Below are 20,206 nucleotides of genomic sequence, written 5' to 3' on the forward strand. Positions count from 1 at the left end.
TATGCCTGATGACCATAGCAAGTTGGTCCCACCCCTTCCCATCCCGAACAGGACCGTGAAACAACTTTGCGCCGATGATAGTGCTGCAACCAGTGTGAAAGTAGGTTATCGTCAGGCTTGTTATTCGAAAAAACCCCCATCGGTGATCCGGTGGGGGTTTTTTTACGTCCGCTGGGTTTGTGATGCGTAACCCCAATGCCAGCGATTGCCGCGACTTTGAAAGGGATATCTTGTCTGCTTTGCATACGCTGGAACAACTCCGCGCGGGCCAATTGGCCGGCGTGCGCCGCCTGAAGCTGTCGTGTGGCTTGACTACCTTCCCTATAGAGATCTTCGACCTGGCCGACAGCCTGGAAATCCTCGACCTGTCCGGCAATGCCCTGTCATCGCTGCCCGATGATTTGCCGCGCCTGCACAAGCTGCGCATCATTTTCTGCTCGGATAATCTGTTTACCACCTTGCCCGCCGTGCTCGGCTCCTGCCCGGAGTTGAGCATGATCGGCTTCAAGGCGAACCGCATCCGCCACGTGCCAGCCGCCGCCTTGCCGCCCAAGCTGCGCTGGCTGACCTTGACCGACAATGCCATCGAAGTCTTGCCCGACGCGCTGGGCCAGTGCGGGCAGTTGCAGAAACTCATGTTGGCTGGAAACTGTCTGAGTCTCCTGCCCGCATCGCTGGCCCATTGTCACCGGCTGGAACTGGTGCGCATCGCCGCCAACCGTTTTACGGCGCTGCCCGCTTGCCTGTTATCCTTGCCGCGCCTGAGCTGGCTCGCGTATGCGGGCAATCCATTCACGGAAGCGCAGGAACTGGCGGCCCTGGCCGAGGCGGCAACGGCAAGCGTGGCCTGGCCGCGCCTGCAGCTGGCGCAGCAGCTGGGCGAAGGCGCGTCGGGTGTCATTTACCAGGCCCGTCTGGATGCCCGGGAGGATGTCGCGGTGAAAGTATTCAAGGGGGCGATGACCAGCGATGGCTTGCCGCGCAGCGAGATGGCGGCCTGCGTCAGCGCCGGTGCCCATGCGGGCCTGATCCCCATCCTCGGCACCCTGGAGGCGCATCCGGCGCGGGCGATGGGCCTGGTGATGCCGCTCATTGACGTGGCCTTCGGCAACCTCGCCGGGCCGCCCAGCCTGGATTCGTGCACGCGCGACGTGTATGCGGATGGCTTGCGCTTGTCGCCGCGGCAAGCGCTGGCCATTGCCCATGGCATCGCGTCTGCCGTCTGCCAGTTGCACGCGCGCGGCATCGTGCACGGTGACCTGTATGCGCACAATATCCTGCATGCGGACGCTGGCAATTGCCTGTTGGGCGACTTTGGCGCTGCTTCGATGTTCGTGCCCGGCTCTCCCGAAGCTGGCCTGCTGCAGGGGATCGAGGCGCGCGCCCTTGGCGTGCTGCTGGGGGAGTTGATCGCCCATGCCGATGCACCCTTGCCCGAACTGCAAGCGTTGATGAATGCCTGTCTGCAGGAAGAGGTGCTGCAGCGGCCCACCTTCGAGGCCATTGAACGGATGTTGCGGGACATGTTGCCCGCATAAAAAAATGGCGCAGCCTGCGAAGGCTGCGCCATTTTCATGTCAAGCTGCGCAGATTCAGACTGCTGCCTGGATTTCTTTTTCCGGCAAGGCGATCTGGTTGTCGACGCTGAACTGGTAGTCCTTGAAGACGTGTTCGGCCGTCAGGATCTGGTATTCGCCGTTGTCCAGCTTGTGCGTCGTGTCCTTCAGGCGATACGTGTAGTGGCCGCAGGTCCAGCAGTTGAAGTTGCGCATGTGCGTGCACAGACAGGTCTTGTCCATCACGACCACGGTCTTTTGCTCCGGATGGGCAGCGACTTCGCGGTTGTACGAGTTGATGTAGGCGCAGTTGCCCGTCGCATCGAGCAGATAGCCATACGATTCGCAGCCTGGACGGATGCCGGCGCCGATGGCGGGCGTGTTCTTCAGCATGCGCATCGGGTAGCCCGTCGGCGAGACGCCATTGACGATGATGTCTTCTTCCGAGGCCTTGTAGTATTCCTGCTTGACCTTGTGCGGCAGGCCGCATTCATTCGTGACCGTGAAGCGCGTCGCCACTTGCACGCCAGCCGCGCCCGCTTCCAGGAAGGAGACGGCGTCGCTGCCCGTGAAGATGCCGCCGGCGGCGATCAGCGGGATGTCCAGCTGTTCCGCCTTCAGGTAGGCCAGCAGTTCCGCCGTGATCGTGTGCAGGTCGTAATTGGCCCAGTCCATGCCGAAACCCAGGTGGCCGCCGGCCAATGGACCCTCGACGATGATGAAGTCGGGCAGGCGGTCCAGTTTGGCGTTCTTGCGCAGGAAGATTTGCAGGGCGCGCACGGACGAGACGATGATGCCCAGCTTGGCGTCACGGAAACGCGGATGGTCGGCCATCAGGGCAAACGAGCCGAAGTGCAAACCGGCCGACAGGGTGATGCCGTCGATGCCGGCATCGAGTGCCGCGTTCAGGCGCACGCGCAAGGTTTCGCGCGGGCCGTTCATGGTCAGCTTTTCCATGCAATTGACGAAGATCAAGCCATCGCCTTTTTTCGCTTCCATGGTGCGGCCGATATGCAGGCGCTGCGCTTCCGCCAGACGGCCCAGGTCGAACTGCACCACGGCCTTGTCGCTGTTATTGATGTTGAACTTGTACAGTTTCGTCTTGTCTTTGACGAAGGTGGTGTCGAAACGGCGATCCGACACGTCTTCCACCATGGCATCGGAGATATGGCCGATACCGTTCAGCCGGGCCGCTTCCAGGGCCAGCTCCGACGTGGAAATATCCACACCCATTCCGCCTATCATGATGGGCACATATTCTTTTTTGCCAAATCGCAGGCGGAAATCATCAACACGTTTCATTGCTATCCTTAGACTACCGTGGTTATCACTGAGCCAGATGTACGGTCATGCCCGCCGCCGGTGCGGCGCGCGGGCGCATGTAGCTGTGCGCAGCTTCAATTTTACCCCAAGCGGGCAGGCGCTCCGGGGCAACTTGCCACGGTGCCGGGGCAGGCGCGGGCCGGAGCGCGCTTCATCGGGCATTTAAGCGAGATTAATCGCGGAAATTGTTAAATTCCAGCGGCATGTCGGGCACGTCCTTGCGCAGCATGGCCATGGCCGCCTGCAGGTCGTCGCGCTTGGCACCCGTGACGCGCACGGCTTCGCCCTGGATGCTCGCTTGCACCTTCATCTTGCTGTCCTTGATGACGCGCACGATTTTCTTCGCATCATCCGATTCGATGCCATTCTTGATCTTGATGACTTGCTTGACCTTGTCGCCGCCGATCTTCTTGATGTCGCCTTCGTCGAGGAAGCGCACATCGACCTTGCGTTTGGTCAATTTGTTGGTCAGCACGTCGCGCACCTGGCTGAGCTGGAATTCCGAGTCCGCGAACGCGGTTAATTCGTTTTCCTTGTGTTCGACGCGGGCGTCGCTGCCCTTGAAGTCGAAGCGGGTCGTGATTTCCTTGTTGGATTGCTCGACTGCATTCTTGACTTCGATCATATCGGCTTCGGAGACTACATCAAATGACGGCATGGTCTGTTCCTTTCGTGTTAGAGCGAACGCGCTTGCAGCGCGCCGGGCGCGCGCATTCTTTGCAAAATGGCACAGCCTCGTTAAAGATGCGACATTTTAACGGACAACGGACGGCCTGCCCTTGTCTTGCGCTGGTTTTTTGTCGGTTTCACTCTATAATCGAGCAAAATAATCGCTATCCCATGTCTCCAGAGCTCACCATCGAACACAATTACTCCCTCCAGCGCCTGAATACCTTCGGCATCGCGGCCAATGCGGCTGCCTACGTACGCATCACTTCCACCGCCCAGTTGCAGGCGGCGCTGCAAGACCCGGCCCTGTCCGCCATGCCCCGGCTGGTACTGGGCGGCGGCAGCAACATCGTGCTCACCGGCGACTTTCCCGGCGCCGTGCTGCACATGGCCACGCGCGGCATGCGCCTGGCGCAGGCGGATTTCGAGACCATCCTCGTCACGGCCGCGGCCGGCGAAAACTGGCATGACTTCGTGCAATGGACCCTGGCGCAGGGCGTGGGCGGGCTGGAAAACCTGTCGCTGATTCCCGGCACGGTGGGCGCGGCGCCTATCCAGAATATTGGCGCGTATGGCGTCGAAATCAAGGATTATCTGCATAGCGTGAGCGTCATGCACAGCGCCAGCGGCATCGTCTTCGACATGGACCGCGACGCTTGCCGCTTTGCCTACCGCGACAGCATCTTCAAGCAGGAAGACGGGCGCGAACTGATCGTGCTGGAAGTGACGTTCGCCTTGCCGGCCCAATGGCAGCCGAACCTGCGCTATGGGGAACTGGCGCAGGCCGTGGCGGAGCGCAATATTGCCGAACCGACACCCCAACAGGTAGCCGAGACGGTGATGGCGATCCGCCGGCGCAAATTGCCCGATCCCGCCGTGATCGGCAATGCGGGCAGTTTTTTCAAGAATCCCGTCGTGTCAAAAGAACAGTGTGCGGCCCTGCTGGAACGTTTTCCCGCGCTGGTGCACCATGCACAGCCCGACGGCACGGAAAAGCTGGCGGCCGGCTGGCTGATCGACCAGTGTGGCTGGAAGGGAAAAAACCTGGGCCCCGCGGGAGTGTATTCCAAGCAGGCACTGGTTCTGGTGAATAACGGCGGCGCTCGTGGCGCAGACATTACCCGGCTGGCGGCAGCGATACAGGATGATGTGGAGGCGAAATACGGCGTGCGCCTGTCGCCCGAGCCTGTGTTTATCTAAATACCAGGACTAAATCCGCGCTTGAAAAAATGTTCAGGGCGAGGCGCATTGCCGAAGACGGTACGCATGGTACGGCGAGGCAGTGCAACGCAGCCAGGGCGGTTTTTTGCGTGGATCAGCCGAAATGGCAGACGTAATCCAGGGTTTCGACGGTCTCGATATCAAAATAGCTATTGCCCGGGATCTTGAATTGCGTGCCCGCGCCATAGCTGTCCCATTGCGTCGCATCCGCCAGGCGCACCTTGCACAGGCCGCTGACGACTTCCATGATTTCCGGCGCGCCCGTGTTGAAGCGCAACGATGACGGGAAAATCACGCCCACGCTTTTTTTCGTGCCATCGGCCAGGATGACGTTGTGCGAGACGCACTTGCCATCAAAGTAGATATTCGATTTCTTGACGACGCTGACATTGTCCAGTTGTGTGCTCATGCTTCACTTTCCTTGCGGTTAAAAATCAGTCCTGGACGTCGTCAGCGCTCAGCACGCTGTTGCGTCCGCCGCGCTTGGCCGCGTACAGGGCCTGGTCCGCGCGGTTGATCAGTTGGTCGATGGTCGATACGGGCGAGGGCACGACGGTGGCCACGCCGATCGAGATGGTGACGATGCCGGTGGCCGCTGCCGGGTTCTCGATCTGCAAGCCTTCCAGGTGGCGCCGGCACGCTTCCGCGATCATCAGCGCGCCTGCCGCTTCCGTTTCCGGCAGGATCAGGGCGAATTCCTCGCCACCGTAGCGGGCGGCAAGGTCGGCCGGGCGTTTCAAGTGTTCCGTCAGCACGGCGGCGACTTTCTTCAGGCCCAGGTCGCCTGCCAGGTGGCCAAAGTGGTCGTTATAGCTTTTAAAATGGTCGATATCGCAGAACAGCAGGCTCAGCGGCGCCTTGTCGCGCTGGCCCCGCTGCCATTCGAATTGCAGGGTTTCATCGAAGCGGCGGCGGTTGGCGATGCCCGTCAAGCCGTCGAGGGCGGCCAGCTTCTGCAATTCGATATTCGCGTCGGCCAGGTTTTTCTGGCTTTCGCGCAGGAAACGGAAGGCCTGGTCGCGCTGCAAGCGGCTGATGTGCGCCGCCGAGTGGTAGCGTATGCGCGCCAGCAGCTCCAGGCGGTCCGGCAGTTTCACCACGTAGTCGTTGGCGCCCACGGAAAAGCTGTGCGCCTTGAGTTTCGGGTCATCCTTGGCCGACAGCACGATCACGGGGACATGCGCCAGCGCCTCGTGTTCGCGGTACAGCTTGATCAAGGCGAAGCCATCGATGCCTGGCAGCACCAGGTCTTGCAGGATGACGGTGGGCTGCAGGCGCAGCGCCGTGTCCAGCGCCTGGCTGGCGTCGGTCACGTAATGAAATTCGATATCCTGCTGGTCGCTCAGCATGCGCCGGATTGCCTCAGCAATGATCAACTGGTCGTCCACCAGCAGGACGCTGACCTTGAATTCGGTCAGCGCAGGCTCGTGCTGGGTGAAACTGGAGGAAAATTCTGGCATTGCATTCTTTTCAGATGTTAGGGGAGGGCTCTCCCCCATTGTTGAGTTTGACGCCCAGGCGGTTGCGCAGGCTGGCGCCGATCTTATCCAGAGGCAAAATTTGCTGCGCCGCGTCGAGCTCGGCCGCCGCACGCGGCATGCCATATACGGCACTGCTGGCCTGGTCTTGCGCCATGGTCGTCTTGCCCGCGCGGCGCATGGCCAGCAAGCCATCGCCGCCGTCGCGGCCCATGCCGGTCAGCAAGACACCAATGGCGTCGCCGCGCCAGTGCTGCGCCACGCAATGGAAAAAGACGTCGACCGACGGACGGTAAACATACTCGCGTGGTGCTGCATCGTAACTCAAACGATAATTTTGATCTAGAAGCAAGTGATCATTTGTCTTGGCGACCAGCACCGTGCCGGCCACCAGCTCGTCGCCGTCGGCGATCACGCGCACGGGCATGTCCAGCTGGTCGTCGAGCCATTTGGCGAAGTGCGAGGCGAAGGTTTCATCGATATGCTGCACCACCACGATGGCGCAGCCGGGCGGAGCGCTCCAGCCGGACAGCACCCTGGCCACGGCCGAAGGACCGCCCGTCGACGCGCCGATGGCCACCAGCGACGTCGCCTGGCCATCGCCGCGTTCCGCGCCATTCAGGGGCGCCAGGCGTGCCGGCGGCGCTTCGGCGCTGTGGCGTATGAGCTTGCCGATGGTCTTGATCTTGGCCAGCAGTTCGCTGTCGCCGCCCACCTTGCCCTGCAAGACAGGAGTGGCGGTGACGTCCAGCGCGCCGGCGCCCAGGGCGCGGAAGACCTGGTTGACATTGTCCTGCGGGCGGCCCGTGACGACCAGGATGGCGCACGGGCTCTGTTCCATGATCAGGCGCGTCGCCTCGACGCCATCCATCTCCGGCATGTTCAGGTCCATCAGGATCAGGTCGGGACGGTTGTCCAGGCACATGCGCACCGCTTCCAGGCCCGTGCGGGCGATCCACAGCACCTGGTGTTCCTGCGTGCTGGCCACCACCCGGCGCAAGGCCTCGGCGGCCATCGCGACATCGTTGGCAATGGCAATTTTCATGAAACACAACTCATAGACGCGCATCTCCTATCAGGTCGGCCACCGCATCGAGCAAAGTCTCGTCGTGGAAGCTGCCCTTGGTCAGATAATAGTCGGCACCGGCGGACAGGCCGCGCGCGCGGTCCTCCGGGCGATCCTTGTACGACACGATCATCACCGGCAGCTTGTGCAGGTGCAGATCCTTCTTGATCAGTGAAACGAGTTCGATGCCATCCATGCGCGGCATGTCGACGTCGGTGATCACCAGGTCGTATTCCCCGCTGCGCACCACGTTCCAGCCGTCGATGCCGTCGATGGCCACGTCGACGTCGAAGCCGCGCCCCAGCAGCAGCTTGCGCTCCATCTCGCGCACGGTCAGCGAATCGTCGACCACCAGGATGCGCTTGGCGCGGCGCTGCTGCGCCTGGCCCGCCTGCGCCAGCTGGTGCAGGCCGCCTTCGTGCAGCAGCTTGTCGATCGACAGCAGCAGGTCGGGCACGTCGAGGATCAGTACCGGCTCGCCGTTGTCGAGCAGGGCGGCGGCGGAAATGTCGCGCATCTTGCCGAAGATCGGATCGATGGCCTGCACGGCCAGGCTTTGCTCGCCGCGGATGGCATCCACCACCAGCGCATAGCTTTGCTTGCCGCGCCCGATGACCACCACCGGCAAATCGTCGGCGCTGCTGGCGCTCTCGCCCAGCTCCAGCACCTGCGCCGCCGAGACGAGGCCCAGGTGCTCTCCCTTGAGTTCAAAGAACTGCTTGTTTTCCAGCGTATGGATGGCTGCCTGCGGCACGCGCACCACGCTTTCCACCTTGACGATGGGGATGGCGTAGGCTTCGCCCTGGATGTCGATCACCAGCGCGCGCACGATCGACTGCGTCAGGGGCAGGGTGATGAGGGCGCGGAAGCCCCGTCCCGGTTCCGACTCCAGGCGCACCGTGCCATTTTGCTGGCGGATCGTTTCATGCACGATGTCGAGGCCCACGCCGCGCCCTGACAACTGGTTTGCCGTCGCTTTCAGGCTGAAGGCGGGCAGGAACAGAAATTCCAGCAGTTCGCCCGGCGACAGCACGGCCGCCATGGCGGGGCTGGCCATCTTGCGGTCGATGACGGACTGGCGGATTTTTTCCAGGTCGACGCCGCGCCCGTCGTCGCTGATCTCGATGCTCAGCATGCCGGCGCGGTGGCGCGCCTCCATGCGGATGGTGCCCAGCGCCTCTTTCCCCGCCTCGATGCGTTCGTACGGGCCTTCCATGCCGTGGTCGATGGCATTGCGCAGCATGTGGTTCAGCGGGCTTTCGATCTTCGCCAGGATGTCGCGGTCGACCAGGGTGTCTTCGCCGTCGATCTCCAGCTGCACTTCCTTGCCCAGGCTGCGCGCCAGGTCGCGCACCATGCGCGGGAACGCATGGATGCCGTCGCGGAAAGGGCGCATGCGCAGGGCCAGCACTTCATCGACCATGCCTTGCGAGACGGCCAGCAGGCGCCGCTCGTAGGTCTCGATGTCGGCGATATGCTCGAGCATGAACTGCTTCAGCGGTTGCGTCTTTTGCAGCGCCAGCAGGGATTTTTCCATCAGGCCCGCGTCGCCCGAGCGAACAATGGCTTCGTGCAGGTGTTCGATGGCGGAAAACAGGCTGCTCTGGTTGCGCTTGAAGCGCTGCAGGGCACCGATGAACGGGTGCATCTGGTGCGCATTGATGCGCGATTCGCTGGCCAGCGACAGCAGCTTGTCGAAGTTTTGCGCCGGCGCCTTGGCCGCGCCGGTGCCTGCAGCCGCACCCGCGCGCGGCGCGGCCGCCGGTTCTTCGCCGGCCAGGCCGCTGGCCACGGGAGCTTGCGGCTCGGCCGCTTCCGGCGGCAATGGCGCTGCCGCAGGCGCCGCTGGCGTCGAGGGCAACGCCGGCAATTCGGGCAAGTCGGCGATGCCGGCAATGGCGTTCAGGGTCTGGTCGATCTGCGCCGCGTTGGCGGCCAGCCACGCTTCGGCGCCCGCGTCGTCCAGGCGCGACAGCTGCACGATCAGGTCGACGCCCGACAGCAGCACGTCGACCCGTTCCGGCGTGAGTTTCAGGCGGCCATGCTGGGCGGCGACAAAGCTGTCTTCCATGCCATGCGCCAGCTGCACCACCACTTGCAGGCCGACGATGGCGGCCGCGCCCTTGATCGAGTGCGCCGCGCGCATCATCGATTCGACGGCGGCGGCGTCGCCCGCGTGGCGCTCCATGGCCAGCAAGCCATCGGTCAGGATCTGCGTCTGGCTGTCCGCTTCCATGCGGAACAGGTCGAGCATGGAAAAGGCGCTCAGGTCGCCCTGCTGGTCCTGGCTCATCGTAGTAGTCTCGCAAGTTGAAAGCCGATCAGCGCCGTGTCCAGGCAGCCGATGCGCATGTCGCCCTCGGTGATCACGCCGGACAGGAAGCGCGACAGGCCCTTGTTGATGGTGGCGGCCGGCGCCTGCACCCTGGCCGAGGAAAAGCGCACGATGCCGTGCAGGTCGGCCACGGGCAGGGCGTATGCCTGCTCTTCCCAGCGCATCAGGAGCAGGCGCGCAAACGTGTGGCGGCCCTTGGCCACGGGCGCGCCCTGTTCATCGATGCCCAACAGCTGCGCCAGCGACATGCACGGATACAGCTTGCCGCCGATATTGACGATGCCGGCCAGGCCACGCCCGCTGCGGTGCGGCAGCGCATGCGGCGCGGCCTGCGGCGCCACCGAGTCGAACACGCGCGTGGGCAGCGCCAGCCATTCGCGCCCGATGCGGAACACCAGCACCGAGCTGTCGCGCACGTCGCCGTCCTCGCCGAGCTTGCGGAAGTGGCTGGCCCAGTCCTGCTGGTAGTGCGCATCGACGGGGCGCTGCAGGTTGCGCTGGGCGGCGCCCGCATACACGTCGCAGTTGCGGCAATGCACGTTGGCCGGCAGCTTGGGACAGCTCTGGTCGCCGACCACGCCGATATGGTTCCAGCAATCCTCGATGGTTTCCGGGGCGTCGCTGCCGATGATGGATGTCATGCGTTCCCCTTAGTTGGACGCCTGGCGGCGCTGGTAGATGCGCGCCGCGCGCGCCTTCAGGGTGGCGGCCGCCGTGTGGTTGCCATTGCGTTCGGCCAGCAGGGCCAGGTGGCACAACGCCTCGTAATGGTCGGGCTGCAGGTAGATGCAGCGGCGCCAGTAGTCGTCGGCCAGGTCCATCTTGCCGGCCAGTTCGTTGATAATGCCCAGCATGAAATATGCTTCCGCCGCCTCGGGTACCCGCGCCAGGTGGGCGTGGCATTTCTCCCCCGCCTCGCGCAGCAGTCCGCGGTCGGCCAGCAGGCGCGCCTCGGCCAGCAAGTCCGCTGGCGCGGACGGTGTCTGCACGGGCACGGGACGGGGGCGGGGCGGCGCCGGCAAAGGCGCTGGGGCGGCGCGGGCTGGCGCAGGACGTGCCGAGGGCGGCACGCTGCGCAGCGCGCGCGCCGGCGGCAGGGCGGCCACCTGGATCACGGCGGCCGGTGGCGTCGCTTCCTTCTTCAGCGCGAACGCCTGGCGGAACTGCAGCGGCGCGAAGCCGTTCTGGCAGAACGATGGCACTTCCGCGTAGCCGGCCAGCAGCATGCCGTCGTCCGCCAGCAGGGCGGACAGGTTGTGGATGGCCGCGCGGGTGGTCGGCTTGTCGAAATAAATCAGCAGGTTGCGGCAGAAGATGACGTCGTAGTGGCGGCTGTAGGTGGCCGTGTCGAACTGCAGCAGGTTGCCCTGCCTGAAGGTGATCTGCTCGCGCAGGGCGTCGATGATGCGGTAGGCGTCGTCGGCCACGTGCGTGAAATAGCGCTCGCGGAAGGCCACGTCCTGCGCGCGGAAGGCGTTGCGGCCATAGATGCCTGCCTGCGCCCGCTCGATGCAGCCGGGGCTCAGGTCATAGGCGTCGATGCTGAAGGCCTGTTTCGGCACGGCGCCGTCGCGCAGCGCCATGGCCATCGAATACGGCTCTTCGCCGCCCGCGCAGGGGATCGACAGGATGCGCGTGGCGCGCCCCCGCGCCCAGCGTTCCTGCACCAGTTCGACGGTGGCGTAAAACGCCTGCGGGTCGCGGAACAGCCACGATTCCGGCACCACCACCAGCTCGATCAGCTGCGTCATTTCCGCCGGCGTGATGGCTTGCAGGTAGGCTTCGCTGTCGGCAAATCCCGTCTGCTCCATGCGCTGGCCGACGGCCCGCTCGGCCACCGATTTCGAGACGGACAGGCCGGTGGCGCGGCGCAGCAAGGCTTGCGCCGTCATGCCGCGCTCCCGCTCTGGAACAGCAGCGCGCGCACGTCCGGCGGCAGCAGGTGCTCCAGCTCCACCAGCTGCACGATGCCGTCCGCGTCGCTGGCCACCTGGCCCAGGAAGGGCGCCGTGGCCACGCCGCTGTCATCGAGTTTTTGCGGATCGATGTCGGCGATGCCGCGCACCTGCGACGCCATCAGGCCCAGCGCATGCGTGGCGCCATCGGGCGCGCGGTAGTCGACGATGACGATGCGCGTGTCGAACTGCGCCGCCGCCGGCGCCAGGCCGGCCAGGCGCGACAGGTCGATCACGGGCACGGGCGCGCCGTGCAAGTCCATCAGGCCGGCCACGTAGTCTGGCGTGAGCGGCAACTGCTTCAGTTCCAGCAGCGGCAACACGCGCACGATGCCGGCCAGTGGCAAGCCATAGCGGTCGCGTCCGATGTGAAAAAGCAGTACTTTCATGGGTCAGATGGTCACGGCAAAGGTCGAGACGCTCGATTGCAGGTCGCCCGCCGCATATTGCAGCTGGTGCACCGCCTCGCTGGTGGCCTTCAGGGATTCCACCGTCTGCTGCGTGGCGTCGTTAAGCTGCATCATGGTGTCGGAAATCTGCGAGGCGCCGATGGCCTGCGACTGCATGCCCTGCAGCACGGCATCGAATTGCGGCGTGAGTTTTTGCACCTGGTCCATCACGGACGACAGTTGCTCGGCCACTTGCCGCACTTCGCCCACGCTGCGGCGGATTTCTTCCGAGAACTTATCCATGCCCATCACGCTGGCCGACACGGCCGACTGCATTTCCTTGAGCATTTGTTCGATATCCCAGGTGGAGACGGAGGTCTGGTCGGCCAGGCGGCGGATCTCGGTGGCCACCACGGAGAAGCCGCGGCCCGCCTCGCCCGCTTTTTCCGCCTCGATGGCGGCGTTCAGCGACAGGATGTTGGTCTGGTCGGCCACCTTGGTGATGGTGATCAGCACGCTGTTGATATTGCTGGCTTTTTCCGACAGGGCGGCCAGCTTGGCGTTGATGGAATCGGTGGCCGAGACCATGTGCTGCATGGTCGAATCCATGCGCTTGAGGTTGTTCTGCGCTTCGGCCGTGGCATTCGTCGTGTAGTCGGCCACGGCGGTGGCGTCTTCCATGGTTTTCAGCAGCTGGCTCGTGTTGGCCGAGATTTCCTTGGTGGTGCTGAGGATTTCCACGCTCGTTTGCGCCTGCTCGATGCCCGTGGCTTCCTGCTGGCGCGCCGAGGCGGCGATTTCCGTGGCGGACGTGGTGACCTGGATGCCGGCCTTTTGCACGTTGTTGAGCAGGCTGCGCAGGTTCTCGAACATCTTCGCCAGGCCATTGCCCAGCTGGCCGATGGCGTCGCTGCCCGTGATGCTGACCTTGCCCGTCAGGTCGCCCGAGGCGGCTTTCGACACCACTTCCAGCAGGGAATCGACCTTGGCGCGCAAGGTATTCGTGGCGGCCAGCTCATTGGCCTGGTTATCCTGGATGGTTTGCGCCATGCGGTTGAATTCTTCCGTCACCTTGCCCAGTTCGTCCCCTGAAACGATGGCGGCGCGCGCGCCCTGCTCGCCGCCGGCAATGCGGCCCACGGCATCGGTCAGGTTGTTCAGCGGGCCGAGGATGGCCTTGGCCAGGATGTAGGAAATGCCCAGCGCCAGCACGATGCACAGCACGCCGCCCAGCGCCAGGGTCAGCATCATGGTTTCCTGCAGCCGCGCCGAGGTGGCCGTGCGTTCGGCCAGCAGACGGTTTTCCTCGGCGGCCGCTTCATCGAGCAGCTTGTTCGCCTGCAGGATGCCGGGCGAGCCGGCGGCGGGCACGAGGCGCGCCACCGCTTCCGTGGCGCCAGGCGTATTGCCCAGTGCGCGGCGTTTCTCGATCAGCGGGTTGATCCATTCCTTGACCCAGCCCGTGGTCAGCTGGTCGATCTTGCGGAAGCGTTCCGATTGCGTCTTGTTGTCGACCGTCATGGCCATGGCTTTTTGCGTGTGCTGCGTGAGCACGGCCGTCTCGTCCGTTTCCGGATTCAGCGACACTTCGTTGCCGCTCAGGATGTAGCCGCGCGTTTCCACCTGGATTTGCAGGATGGAATTATGAATCTTGTCGATCTCGACCAGCACTTCCATCGTGTGCCGGTCCCATGCATTGGCTTCCGACAGGCGCGTGAAACTGTTGTAGGCGACACCCAGCAGTATCAGGATGATGGCCACGATCGAGCCGAAGCCCAGGTACAGTTTATTCTTGATACTCAGGTCTTTGAACATGGGAGGGCTCCGGAAGCGGGAAGGTCAGCATGATTGCACTGTAGCATTTTGCCATGCGTACAGCAAAATGGGGACAATCTGCGGGCGTGCAGGGGCGTAAATCGCGGACGAGTGCGCTTCAAATGTAAAAAAGCCGCCCAAAGGCGGCTTTTGGCAGGCAAGGGAGGCGTGCCTCCCGGCCGGGGATTACTTCTGGCCGCGCTTTTCGCGGGCGATGGCGGCGATGCGCATGCGCAGGGCGTTCAGCTTGATGAAGCCGCCGGCATCGGCCTGGTTGTAGGCGCCGCCGTCTTCGTCGAAGGTGGCGATGTTCATGTCGAACAGCGAATCGGTCTTCGAATCGCGCGAGACGACGATCACATTGCCCTTGTACAGCTTGATGCGTACCCAGCCGTTCACGGCCTGCTGCGTGTGGTCGATCAGGGTTTGCAGGGCAACGCGCTCGGGCGCCCACCAGTAGCCGTTGTAGATCATCGATGCGTAGCGCGGCATCAGGTCATCCTTCAGGTGGGCCACTTCGCGGTCCAGGGTGATCGATTCGATGGCGCGGTGGGCCTTGAGCATGATGGTGCCGCCCGGGGTTTCATAGCAGCCGCGCGATTTCATGCCGACGTAGCGGTTTTCCACCAGGTCCAGGCGGCCCACGCCATGCTTGCCGCCAACCTTGTTCAGTTCGGCCAGCACGGTGGCGGGCGACATGCGCACGCCGTTGATGGCGACGATATCGCCTTTTTCGTATTCGATGTCCAGGTATTCCGCTTCGTCCGGCGCCTTTTCAGGGCTGACGGTCCAGCGCCACATGGTTTCTTCCGCTTCGGCGCTCGGGTTTTCCAGGTGGCGGCCTTCAAAGCTGATGTGCAGCAAGTTGGCATCCATGGAGTACGGCGCGCCGCCGTTCTTGTGCTTCATGTCGATCTCGATGCCGGCATCTTCCGCGTACTTCAGCAGTTTTTCGCGCGACAGCAGATCCCATTCGCGCCATGGGGCGATGATCTTCACGCCCGGTTTCAGCGCATAGGCGCCCAGCTCGAAACGCACCTGGTCGTTGCCCTTGCCGGTGGCGCCGTGCGAGATGGCGTCGGCGCCGGTGGCGTTGGCGATTTCGATCAGGCGCTTGGCGATCAGCGGACGGGCGATCGAGGTGCCCAGCAGGTATTCGCCTTCATACACGGTGTTGGCGCGGAACATCGGGAAGACGAAATCGCGCACGAATTCTTCACGCACGTCTTCGATATGGATGTTTTCCGGCTTGATGCCGAACTTGATGGCCTTGGCGCGCGCCGGTTCCAGTTCTTCGCCCTGGCCCAGGTCGGCCGTGAAGGTGACGATTTCGCACTGGTAGTTATCTTGCAGCCATTTCAGGATGACGGAGGTGTCGAGTCCGCCCGAATAGGCCAGGACTACTTTTTTAATGTCGCTCATATTGCTTCCAGTTGTCGTTGTCTATGTATGTGTTGCGATGCTGCCAGGGTGTTGGCTATTTTCCTGGCGAATCAGTTGATTTTACCGAGTAACAGGTATTCGATCAGCGCTTTTTGCACGTGCAGGCGGTTTTCCGCCTCGTCCCACACCACCGATTGCGGGCCGTCGATGACTTCGGTCGCCACTTCCTCGCCGCGGTGGGCGGGCAGGCAGTGCATGAACAGGGCGTCGGGCGCGGCGCGGGCCATTTTCGCGCCATCGACGATCCAGCCGTCGAAGGCGGCGATGCGGGCCGCGTTTTCCGCTTCGTAGCCCATGCTGGTCCACACGTCCGTGTTGACCAGGTGCGCGCCTTCGCAGGCGTCCGACGGGTTGGCGAAGAAGGTGTAGCGTTCGGTCTTCACTTGCGACAGGTCGATGTCATAGCCCTTCGGCGTCGACACGTTGACGTGGAAGCCGAATACTTCGGCCGCCTGCAGCCACGAGTACAGCATGTTGTTGGCGTCGCCGATCCAGGCGACGACCTTGCCGGCGATCGAGCCGCGGTGTTCGATGTAGGTGAAGATGTCGGCAAAGACCTGGCACGGGTGGTGTTCATTGGTCAGGCCATTGATCACGGGCACGCGCGAATTGGCGGCGAAGCGCTCGATGATTTCCTGGCCGAAGGTACGCACCATGATGATGTCGCACATGCGCGACATGACCTGGCCCGCGTCTTCCACCGGTTCGCCGCGGCCCAGCTGCGAGTCGCGCGTGTTCAGGTAGATGGCGGCGCCGCCCAGCTGGTGCATGCCGGCCTCGAACGAGAGGCGGGTGCGGGTCGAGTTCTTTTCAAAGACCATCACCAGGGTGCGGTCGATCAGTGGATGGTAGATTTCGTAATTCTTGAACTTGCGCTTGATCAGATGGGCGCGTTCGATCACATATTCGTACTCTTCCAACGTGAAATCGGAGAACTGGAGGTAGTGCTTGATCGGTTTTTTTGTCGACATAATGACCACTTGAAGATGCGCAGGCCGCCGGCGGCGTGCCTTTCCCGCCGGGTTGCATCCGCCGAACAATGTCGTGCAGATGGTTGCCTCGCCCGGCGCGCTGCTGTGTTGATCGGTGCCCGTGCCGGATTGTCGCGCGGGTCGATGCGGTTTGCCAAGTTGTAAATCATGCAATGGCAGGGACTTCAGCCATTCAATTATAAGGGTTTTGCTTTTAGATTGGAAAGACTGGCCGGACGGGGACTTGTGTAGACAAGTTCCCGCGTCCAGCCTGGCTCTGGCCGGCTTAATAGATGCTGGCCGGCGTGGCCGCGTCGATCTGCGGCGCCACCAGTGGCAGGTCCAGGGTAAAGCGCGTGCCGGCGGGGCTGCTGGCCACCTGGATGCTGCCACCGAGCAGGGCAGTGACGATGTTGTAGCTGATCGACAAACCGAGGCCGCTGCCGCCCTGGCCCAGCTTGGTGGTAAAGAAGGGATCGAAGATGCGCGACAAATGCTGTTCCGCGATGCCGCCGCCATTGTCTTCGAAGGCGATCAGCACGCGCGCCGCATCCACCGTGGCGGACAGGCGCATGCAGCCCGTGCCGGCGCTGCCGTCGTTGTGCGGCTGCCCGAAGGCGTGCAGCAGGGCATTGTTGATGAGATTGGTGATCACCTGGCCGAAGGGGCCCGGATAGCTGTCCATGGCGATGCCGAAATCGATGTCCGTCTCGATGCGGTGGCCCGAGCTGCGGATGCGGTTCATCACCGTGGCGATGATTTCATTGCTCACTTGCTGCAGGTCAAACTGGCGCCGCTGTTCGGTGGTGCGGTCGACGGCCACCTGCTTGAAGCTGTTGACCAGGTCGGCGGCGCTGTGCAGGCCGCGCATCACCAGCGCCGACGCCTTGCCCGCATCCTCGATATAGGCGGCCAGGTCGGAACGGCGCAGGCCGGGGCCGTTCATCAGGCGCTCCACGTCTTCCGTCTTTTGCTGCATGGTGCTGGCGATCAATAAACTGTTGCCGATCGGGGTATTCAGTTCATGCGCCACGCCCGCCATCAGCGAGCCGAGGGCGGCCAGTTTTTCCTGCGACACCAGTTGCGCCTGGGCATCCTGCAATTGGCGGTAGGCGCTGGCGTTGTCGAGCGCGATGGCGCCATACGCGCACAGGGTGCGGAAGATCAGCCGCTCGCGCTCGCCATACGCGCCGGCGTGGCAGGCCTGTACCGTCATCACCCCCAGCACGCGCTCGCCTACCATCAGCGGCACGTACAGCACGCTCTGGTTATGCAGGGTGCCTGGCACGGTGTAGGCGTGGCGGCGCGGCGGGACTTGGGCGATGTACACTTCGCGCCGGCCCAGCAGGCAGCGCACGGAATAGGCGCGTGGATTACTCAGTGGAATGGCATTGTCGGGCAGGGGACGGCCCGCTTCCTTGCCGTGCGCGCGCCGCAGCGCCGTGCCGGCCGGGTCGAGCATGTAGACGGCGAAGGTGTTGACGGGCAGCAGGGCGTGCACGTGGCGGTCCAGCACCTGGAACACGGCGCTGGCGTCGAGGTGGGTGGTGATTTCCTGGCCGATGGCCGACAGGCGCTCCAGGGTGTCGCTGGTTTGCTGCAGCACTTCGGCGCGGCGCGCCTCGGAGGCGGCCAGTTCGCGGTGATGATAGCCTTCCGAGCGCGCATGTTCCGTCTGGTGATGCACCTGCATGGCGATGGCGCGGTTGGTGGCTTGCTGCGTATGGCTCTTTTCGCGCGCCACGCCCGCGTCGAGGGCGATATCGTAGGCGCGCGCATAGTCGCCCGCATGCGCGTACTCGCGCGCCAGCGCGTCGAGCAATTCGCCCGGCGGCACATAGCCGTCGATGGAGGCGGCCACCTGCAGCGCCTGGTGCAGGAAGTGCAGGGCGGGATTGCGTTCCTGCATGCTCGCCGGCGGCGGCAGTTCGTGGCGCGCGTGCAACATCGCCAGCACGCGCAGCGCCGCCACCTGGTGCATGGCATCGCCCTGGGCGGCGGCCAGCTGGCGCGCCCGCTGCGCCGCCTGATGCGCCTCGTCCGGACGGTCCAGGTAGGACAGCGCATGCGCGCTGCCGCGCTGGGCCATGCTGCGGAAATCGGCCTGGCCCAGGGCCTCGGCCCGCTGCGCCAGGCGGCTGAAGGCGTCGAGCGCCGTGTCGTAATCGCCCTTGTCCAGGCTCAGCTCGCCCAGGTGGAACAGCGCGTTCGCATAGGTGCGCGCACCGGAGACGGGCGCCAGGATGTGCAGCGCTTCGCGCAGCAATTCCTCGGCGGCGCCGAGGCGGCCCAGCTTGCGCATGGTCTCGGCCGTGTGCGTCTGGCAGGCGCCGATGCTGCGCGGCCAGCCCGTCGGGCGCGCCAGGTCCAGCGCGCACTGCATCCATTCGAGTGCCGATTCATGGTCATTGAGGCTGGAGAAACAGTCGCCGATATTGATGGCGGCCGTGATGGCGCCGCGCATCTGGCCGCTTTCCAGCGCCGCTTCATAGCTTTGCATGTAGTGGCCGGCGGCCGTGCCCAGGTCGCGCGAGGTATGCGCCAGCAAGCCGCGAAAGTCGTGCACCCAGGCGGCCAGCGGTGCGGGCCGCTTTGCGCTGTCGTCCATGAACTGGCTGCCCCAGCGGGCCTGGGCGGCCGGCGCATCGCGCAAGACGGCCCAGCGTGCCGTGGCCGCATCGGCCAGGCTGGCGCGCATGCTGTCGCCGGCGCTGCGTGCCTGTTCGCTTGCGGCATGCAATTCGGCATCGCAGCGCGCATGGTCGCCGCGGTCGACGGCAATCGAGGACAGCAGCCAGTGCACGTCGGCACAGCCGGCGCCGTCCCCGTGCGCGCACAGGGTGGCGCGGGCCTCGAGCGCCAGGCTTTCTGCCGCATCGAGTGCGCCTTGCAGCCATGCCACTTCCGCCTGTACCAGCTGCAGGCGCGCGCGCATCAGTTCCTGCCCGGCGGGCGCCACATCGGCCAGCGGCAGCAGCAGGCGCGTTTCTTCGCCCAGTCTGATGGCCCGCGCACAATCACGTTGCCGCAAGTGCCAGGACAGCGACAGCAGCAGCGGGATGCGCTCGGTGCCGCGCAAGGGCTGCAGCTCATTTTCCCACTGCGTTATTTCGTGTTCGAGCGCGAACATTTCCATTCGACAAATCTCCCCGCGGCGCCAGCCTGCAAGGGATCAGGCTGTACTCCATTGCATTGTAAGCTGCAAACGGGGGAATTGTTCAGTGCGCCGGACAGATTTCACGTGCTGGCGCAGCGCAGCTGCTCCCTGCGCATGCGCATGCTGCGGCGATCAGCGCGAGACGAGGCGGATCGAGGTCGAGCCGTCCATGCGCATGGCGCTGCGGCTGTCGGCGGGCATGCGCAAGCCGGGCAAGACCTGGGCATCGTCGATGACCACGCGCTCGCCGGCGTCGCTGAAGGCGAAGGCGGCGCCGCGCCGGGTCAGGAACTTGCCGGACGCCTGCGGGAACAGTTCCACTTCCGCCTTGTCGCGGCGTTCCAGCTTGTCGCTGAGGCGGCCAAAGAAATGCTGGTTCTGTTCGCGGACGATGAGCATCTGTTCGTTCGACAGTAAATACACTTGCTCGATCTGCTGTGCTTCCTCGGCGGTAACGCGATAGGGCGAGTTGACAGTGACTCTCACGCTGTCGGGAGCATTCGGGGCGCTTTGCGCCAGGGCGCCAGCGCTGGCAAGGGACAACAGGATGGCGGCAATCGGGAAGAGACGTACGCTTGACATGACATTCACCTTCAATCAGGGTTGAGGATAGGGGATTAGACCGTGGTGTCACTGCGAGGTTTCCTGCAGGGACTGATGCCAAGGTAGCAAGCGCCCCGTGTCATCGCCACCGCCAGGCGATGAACGGCCGGTTTCATGCGCTGGAATGCATAAAACCGGTGTTGAATGGTTTTGGGATTAAACGTGGAAAGCGGGCTCGACTACAAAATTAAATTTTGCCAGCTTGTCGATGATCGTCGTGAAGTT

General features: G+C 63.7%; 16 protein-coding genes and 1 rRNA gene. 3 read left to right on the plus strand and 14 right to left on the minus strand.

Going from position 1 to position 20,206, the window contains the following annotated elements:
- The first annotated feature begins 4 nt into the window (after positions 1–4).
- Together rrf and ACZ92H_RS26280 are read left to right on the plus strand one after the other, a co-directional pair.
- Positions 5–117 (plus strand): 5S ribosomal RNA (gene rrf / locus ACZ92H_RS26275).
- A 122-nt stretch (positions 118–239) separates the two neighbouring features.
- Entirely contained in the window at positions 240–1,538 is a 1,299-nt protein-coding gene (locus tag ACZ92H_RS26280; RefSeq protein WP_465051682.1) for a protein kinase, read from the plus strand.
- Between the two features lie 54 nt (positions 1,539–1,592).
- Here the strand turns inward: ACZ92H_RS26280 and ACZ92H_RS26285 are convergent, their stop codons facing one another.
- Both ACZ92H_RS26285 and ACZ92H_RS26290 read right to left on the minus strand, forming a co-directional pair.
- Positions 1,593–2,858: a nitronate monooxygenase gene (locus tag ACZ92H_RS26285; protein WP_131378972.1), complete on the minus strand. Its 1,266-nt coding sequence runs from the start codon at positions 2,856–2,858 to the stop codon at positions 1,593–1,595.
- A 193-nt stretch (positions 2,859–3,051) separates the two neighbouring features.
- Entirely contained in the window at positions 3,052–3,537 is a 486-nt protein-coding gene (locus tag ACZ92H_RS26290) for a YajQ family cyclic di-GMP-binding protein (RefSeq protein WP_131378971.1), read from the minus strand.
- 182 nt (positions 3,538–3,719) lie between these two features.
- Here ACZ92H_RS26290 and murB point away from each other — a divergent pair, with 182 nt between their 5' ends.
- Complete coding sequence (gene murB, locus ACZ92H_RS26295; protein ID WP_465051673.1) at positions 3,720–4,748, plus strand: UDP-N-acetylmuramate dehydrogenase; 1,029 nt, start codon at positions 3,720–3,722, stop codon at positions 4,746–4,748.
- 115 nt (positions 4,749–4,863) lie between these two features.
- Here the strand turns inward: murB and ppnP are convergent, their stop codons facing one another.
- The 12 genes from ppnP to ACZ92H_RS26355 all read right to left on the minus strand — a co-directional run bounded on the left by ppnP (position 4,864) and on the right by ACZ92H_RS26355 (position 19,960).
- A complete protein-coding gene (gene ppnP, locus ACZ92H_RS26300; protein WP_131378969.1) occupies positions 4,864–5,178 on the minus strand; it encodes a pyrimidine/purine nucleoside phosphorylase in 315 nt (104 codons plus the stop codon).
- A 25-nt stretch (positions 5,179–5,203) separates the two neighbouring features.
- Positions 5,204–6,229 carry a diguanylate cyclase gene (locus tag ACZ92H_RS26305; protein ID WP_131378968.1) on the minus strand — a complete coding sequence of 342 codons (1,026 nt, stop codon included), beginning with the start codon at positions 6,227–6,229 and terminating at the stop codon, positions 5,204–5,206.
- A gap of 10 nt (positions 6,230–6,239) precedes the next feature.
- Positions 6,240–7,292: a chemotaxis-specific protein-glutamate methyltransferase CheB gene (gene cheB / locus ACZ92H_RS26310; protein WP_131378967.1), complete on the minus strand. Its 1,053-nt coding sequence runs from the start codon at positions 7,290–7,292 to the stop codon at positions 6,240–6,242.
- 10 nt (positions 7,293–7,302) lie between these two features.
- Positions 7,303–9,606 carry a hybrid sensor histidine kinase/response regulator gene (locus tag ACZ92H_RS26315; protein ID WP_465051672.1) on the minus strand — a complete coding sequence of 768 codons (2,304 nt, stop codon included), beginning with the start codon at positions 9,604–9,606 and terminating at the stop codon, positions 7,303–7,305.
- Positions 9,603–10,289: a chemotaxis protein CheW gene (locus tag ACZ92H_RS26320; RefSeq protein ID WP_465051671.1), complete on the minus strand. Its 687-nt coding sequence runs from the start codon at positions 10,287–10,289 to the stop codon at positions 9,603–9,605. The genes ACZ92H_RS26315 and ACZ92H_RS26320 overlap by 4 nt, the downstream gene beginning before the upstream one ends.
- A gap of 9 nt (positions 10,290–10,298) precedes the next feature.
- On the minus strand, positions 10,299–11,540 hold the full coding sequence (locus ACZ92H_RS26325) for a CheR family methyltransferase (protein WP_465051669.1): 1,242 nt from the start codon (positions 11,538–11,540) through the stop codon (positions 10,299–10,301).
- Positions 11,537–11,992 (minus strand): chemotaxis protein CheW, encoded by a 456-nt coding sequence (locus ACZ92H_RS26330; protein ID WP_465051667.1) that lies wholly within the window; start codon positions 11,990–11,992, stop codon positions 11,537–11,539. Before ACZ92H_RS26330 ends, ACZ92H_RS26325 begins: the two co-directional genes overlap by 4 nt.
- A 3-nt stretch (positions 11,993–11,995) precedes the next feature.
- Positions 11,996–13,807 carry a methyl-accepting chemotaxis protein gene (locus tag ACZ92H_RS26335; RefSeq protein WP_131378962.1) on the minus strand — a complete coding sequence of 604 codons (1,812 nt, stop codon included), beginning with the start codon at positions 13,805–13,807 and terminating at the stop codon, positions 11,996–11,998.
- 186 nt (positions 13,808–13,993) lie between these two features.
- The gene (locus ACZ92H_RS26340; RefSeq protein WP_465051666.1) at positions 13,994–15,229 is read right to left on the minus strand and encodes an argininosuccinate synthase; all 1,236 of its coding nucleotides are present in this window, start codon (positions 15,227–15,229) and stop codon (positions 13,994–13,996) included.
- A 71-nt stretch (positions 15,230–15,300) separates the two neighbouring features.
- The gene (argF, locus tag ACZ92H_RS26345) at positions 15,301–16,221 is read right to left on the minus strand and encodes an ornithine carbamoyltransferase (protein ID WP_465051664.1); all 921 of its coding nucleotides are present in this window, start codon (positions 16,219–16,221) and stop codon (positions 15,301–15,303) included.
- Between the two features lie 286 nt (positions 16,222–16,507).
- Positions 16,508–19,351 carry an ATP-binding protein gene (locus ACZ92H_RS26350; RefSeq protein WP_465051663.1) on the minus strand — a complete coding sequence of 948 codons (2,844 nt, stop codon included), beginning with the start codon at positions 19,349–19,351 and terminating at the stop codon, positions 16,508–16,510.
- Positions 19,352–19,510: 159 nt separating this feature from the next.
- Complete coding sequence (locus tag ACZ92H_RS26355; RefSeq protein WP_131378960.1) at positions 19,511–19,960, minus strand: hypothetical protein; 450 nt, start codon at positions 19,958–19,960, stop codon at positions 19,511–19,513.
- Positions 19,961–20,206: the final 246 nt, after the last annotated feature.

It is taken from the genome of Janthinobacterium foliorum, from assembly GCF_978021625.1.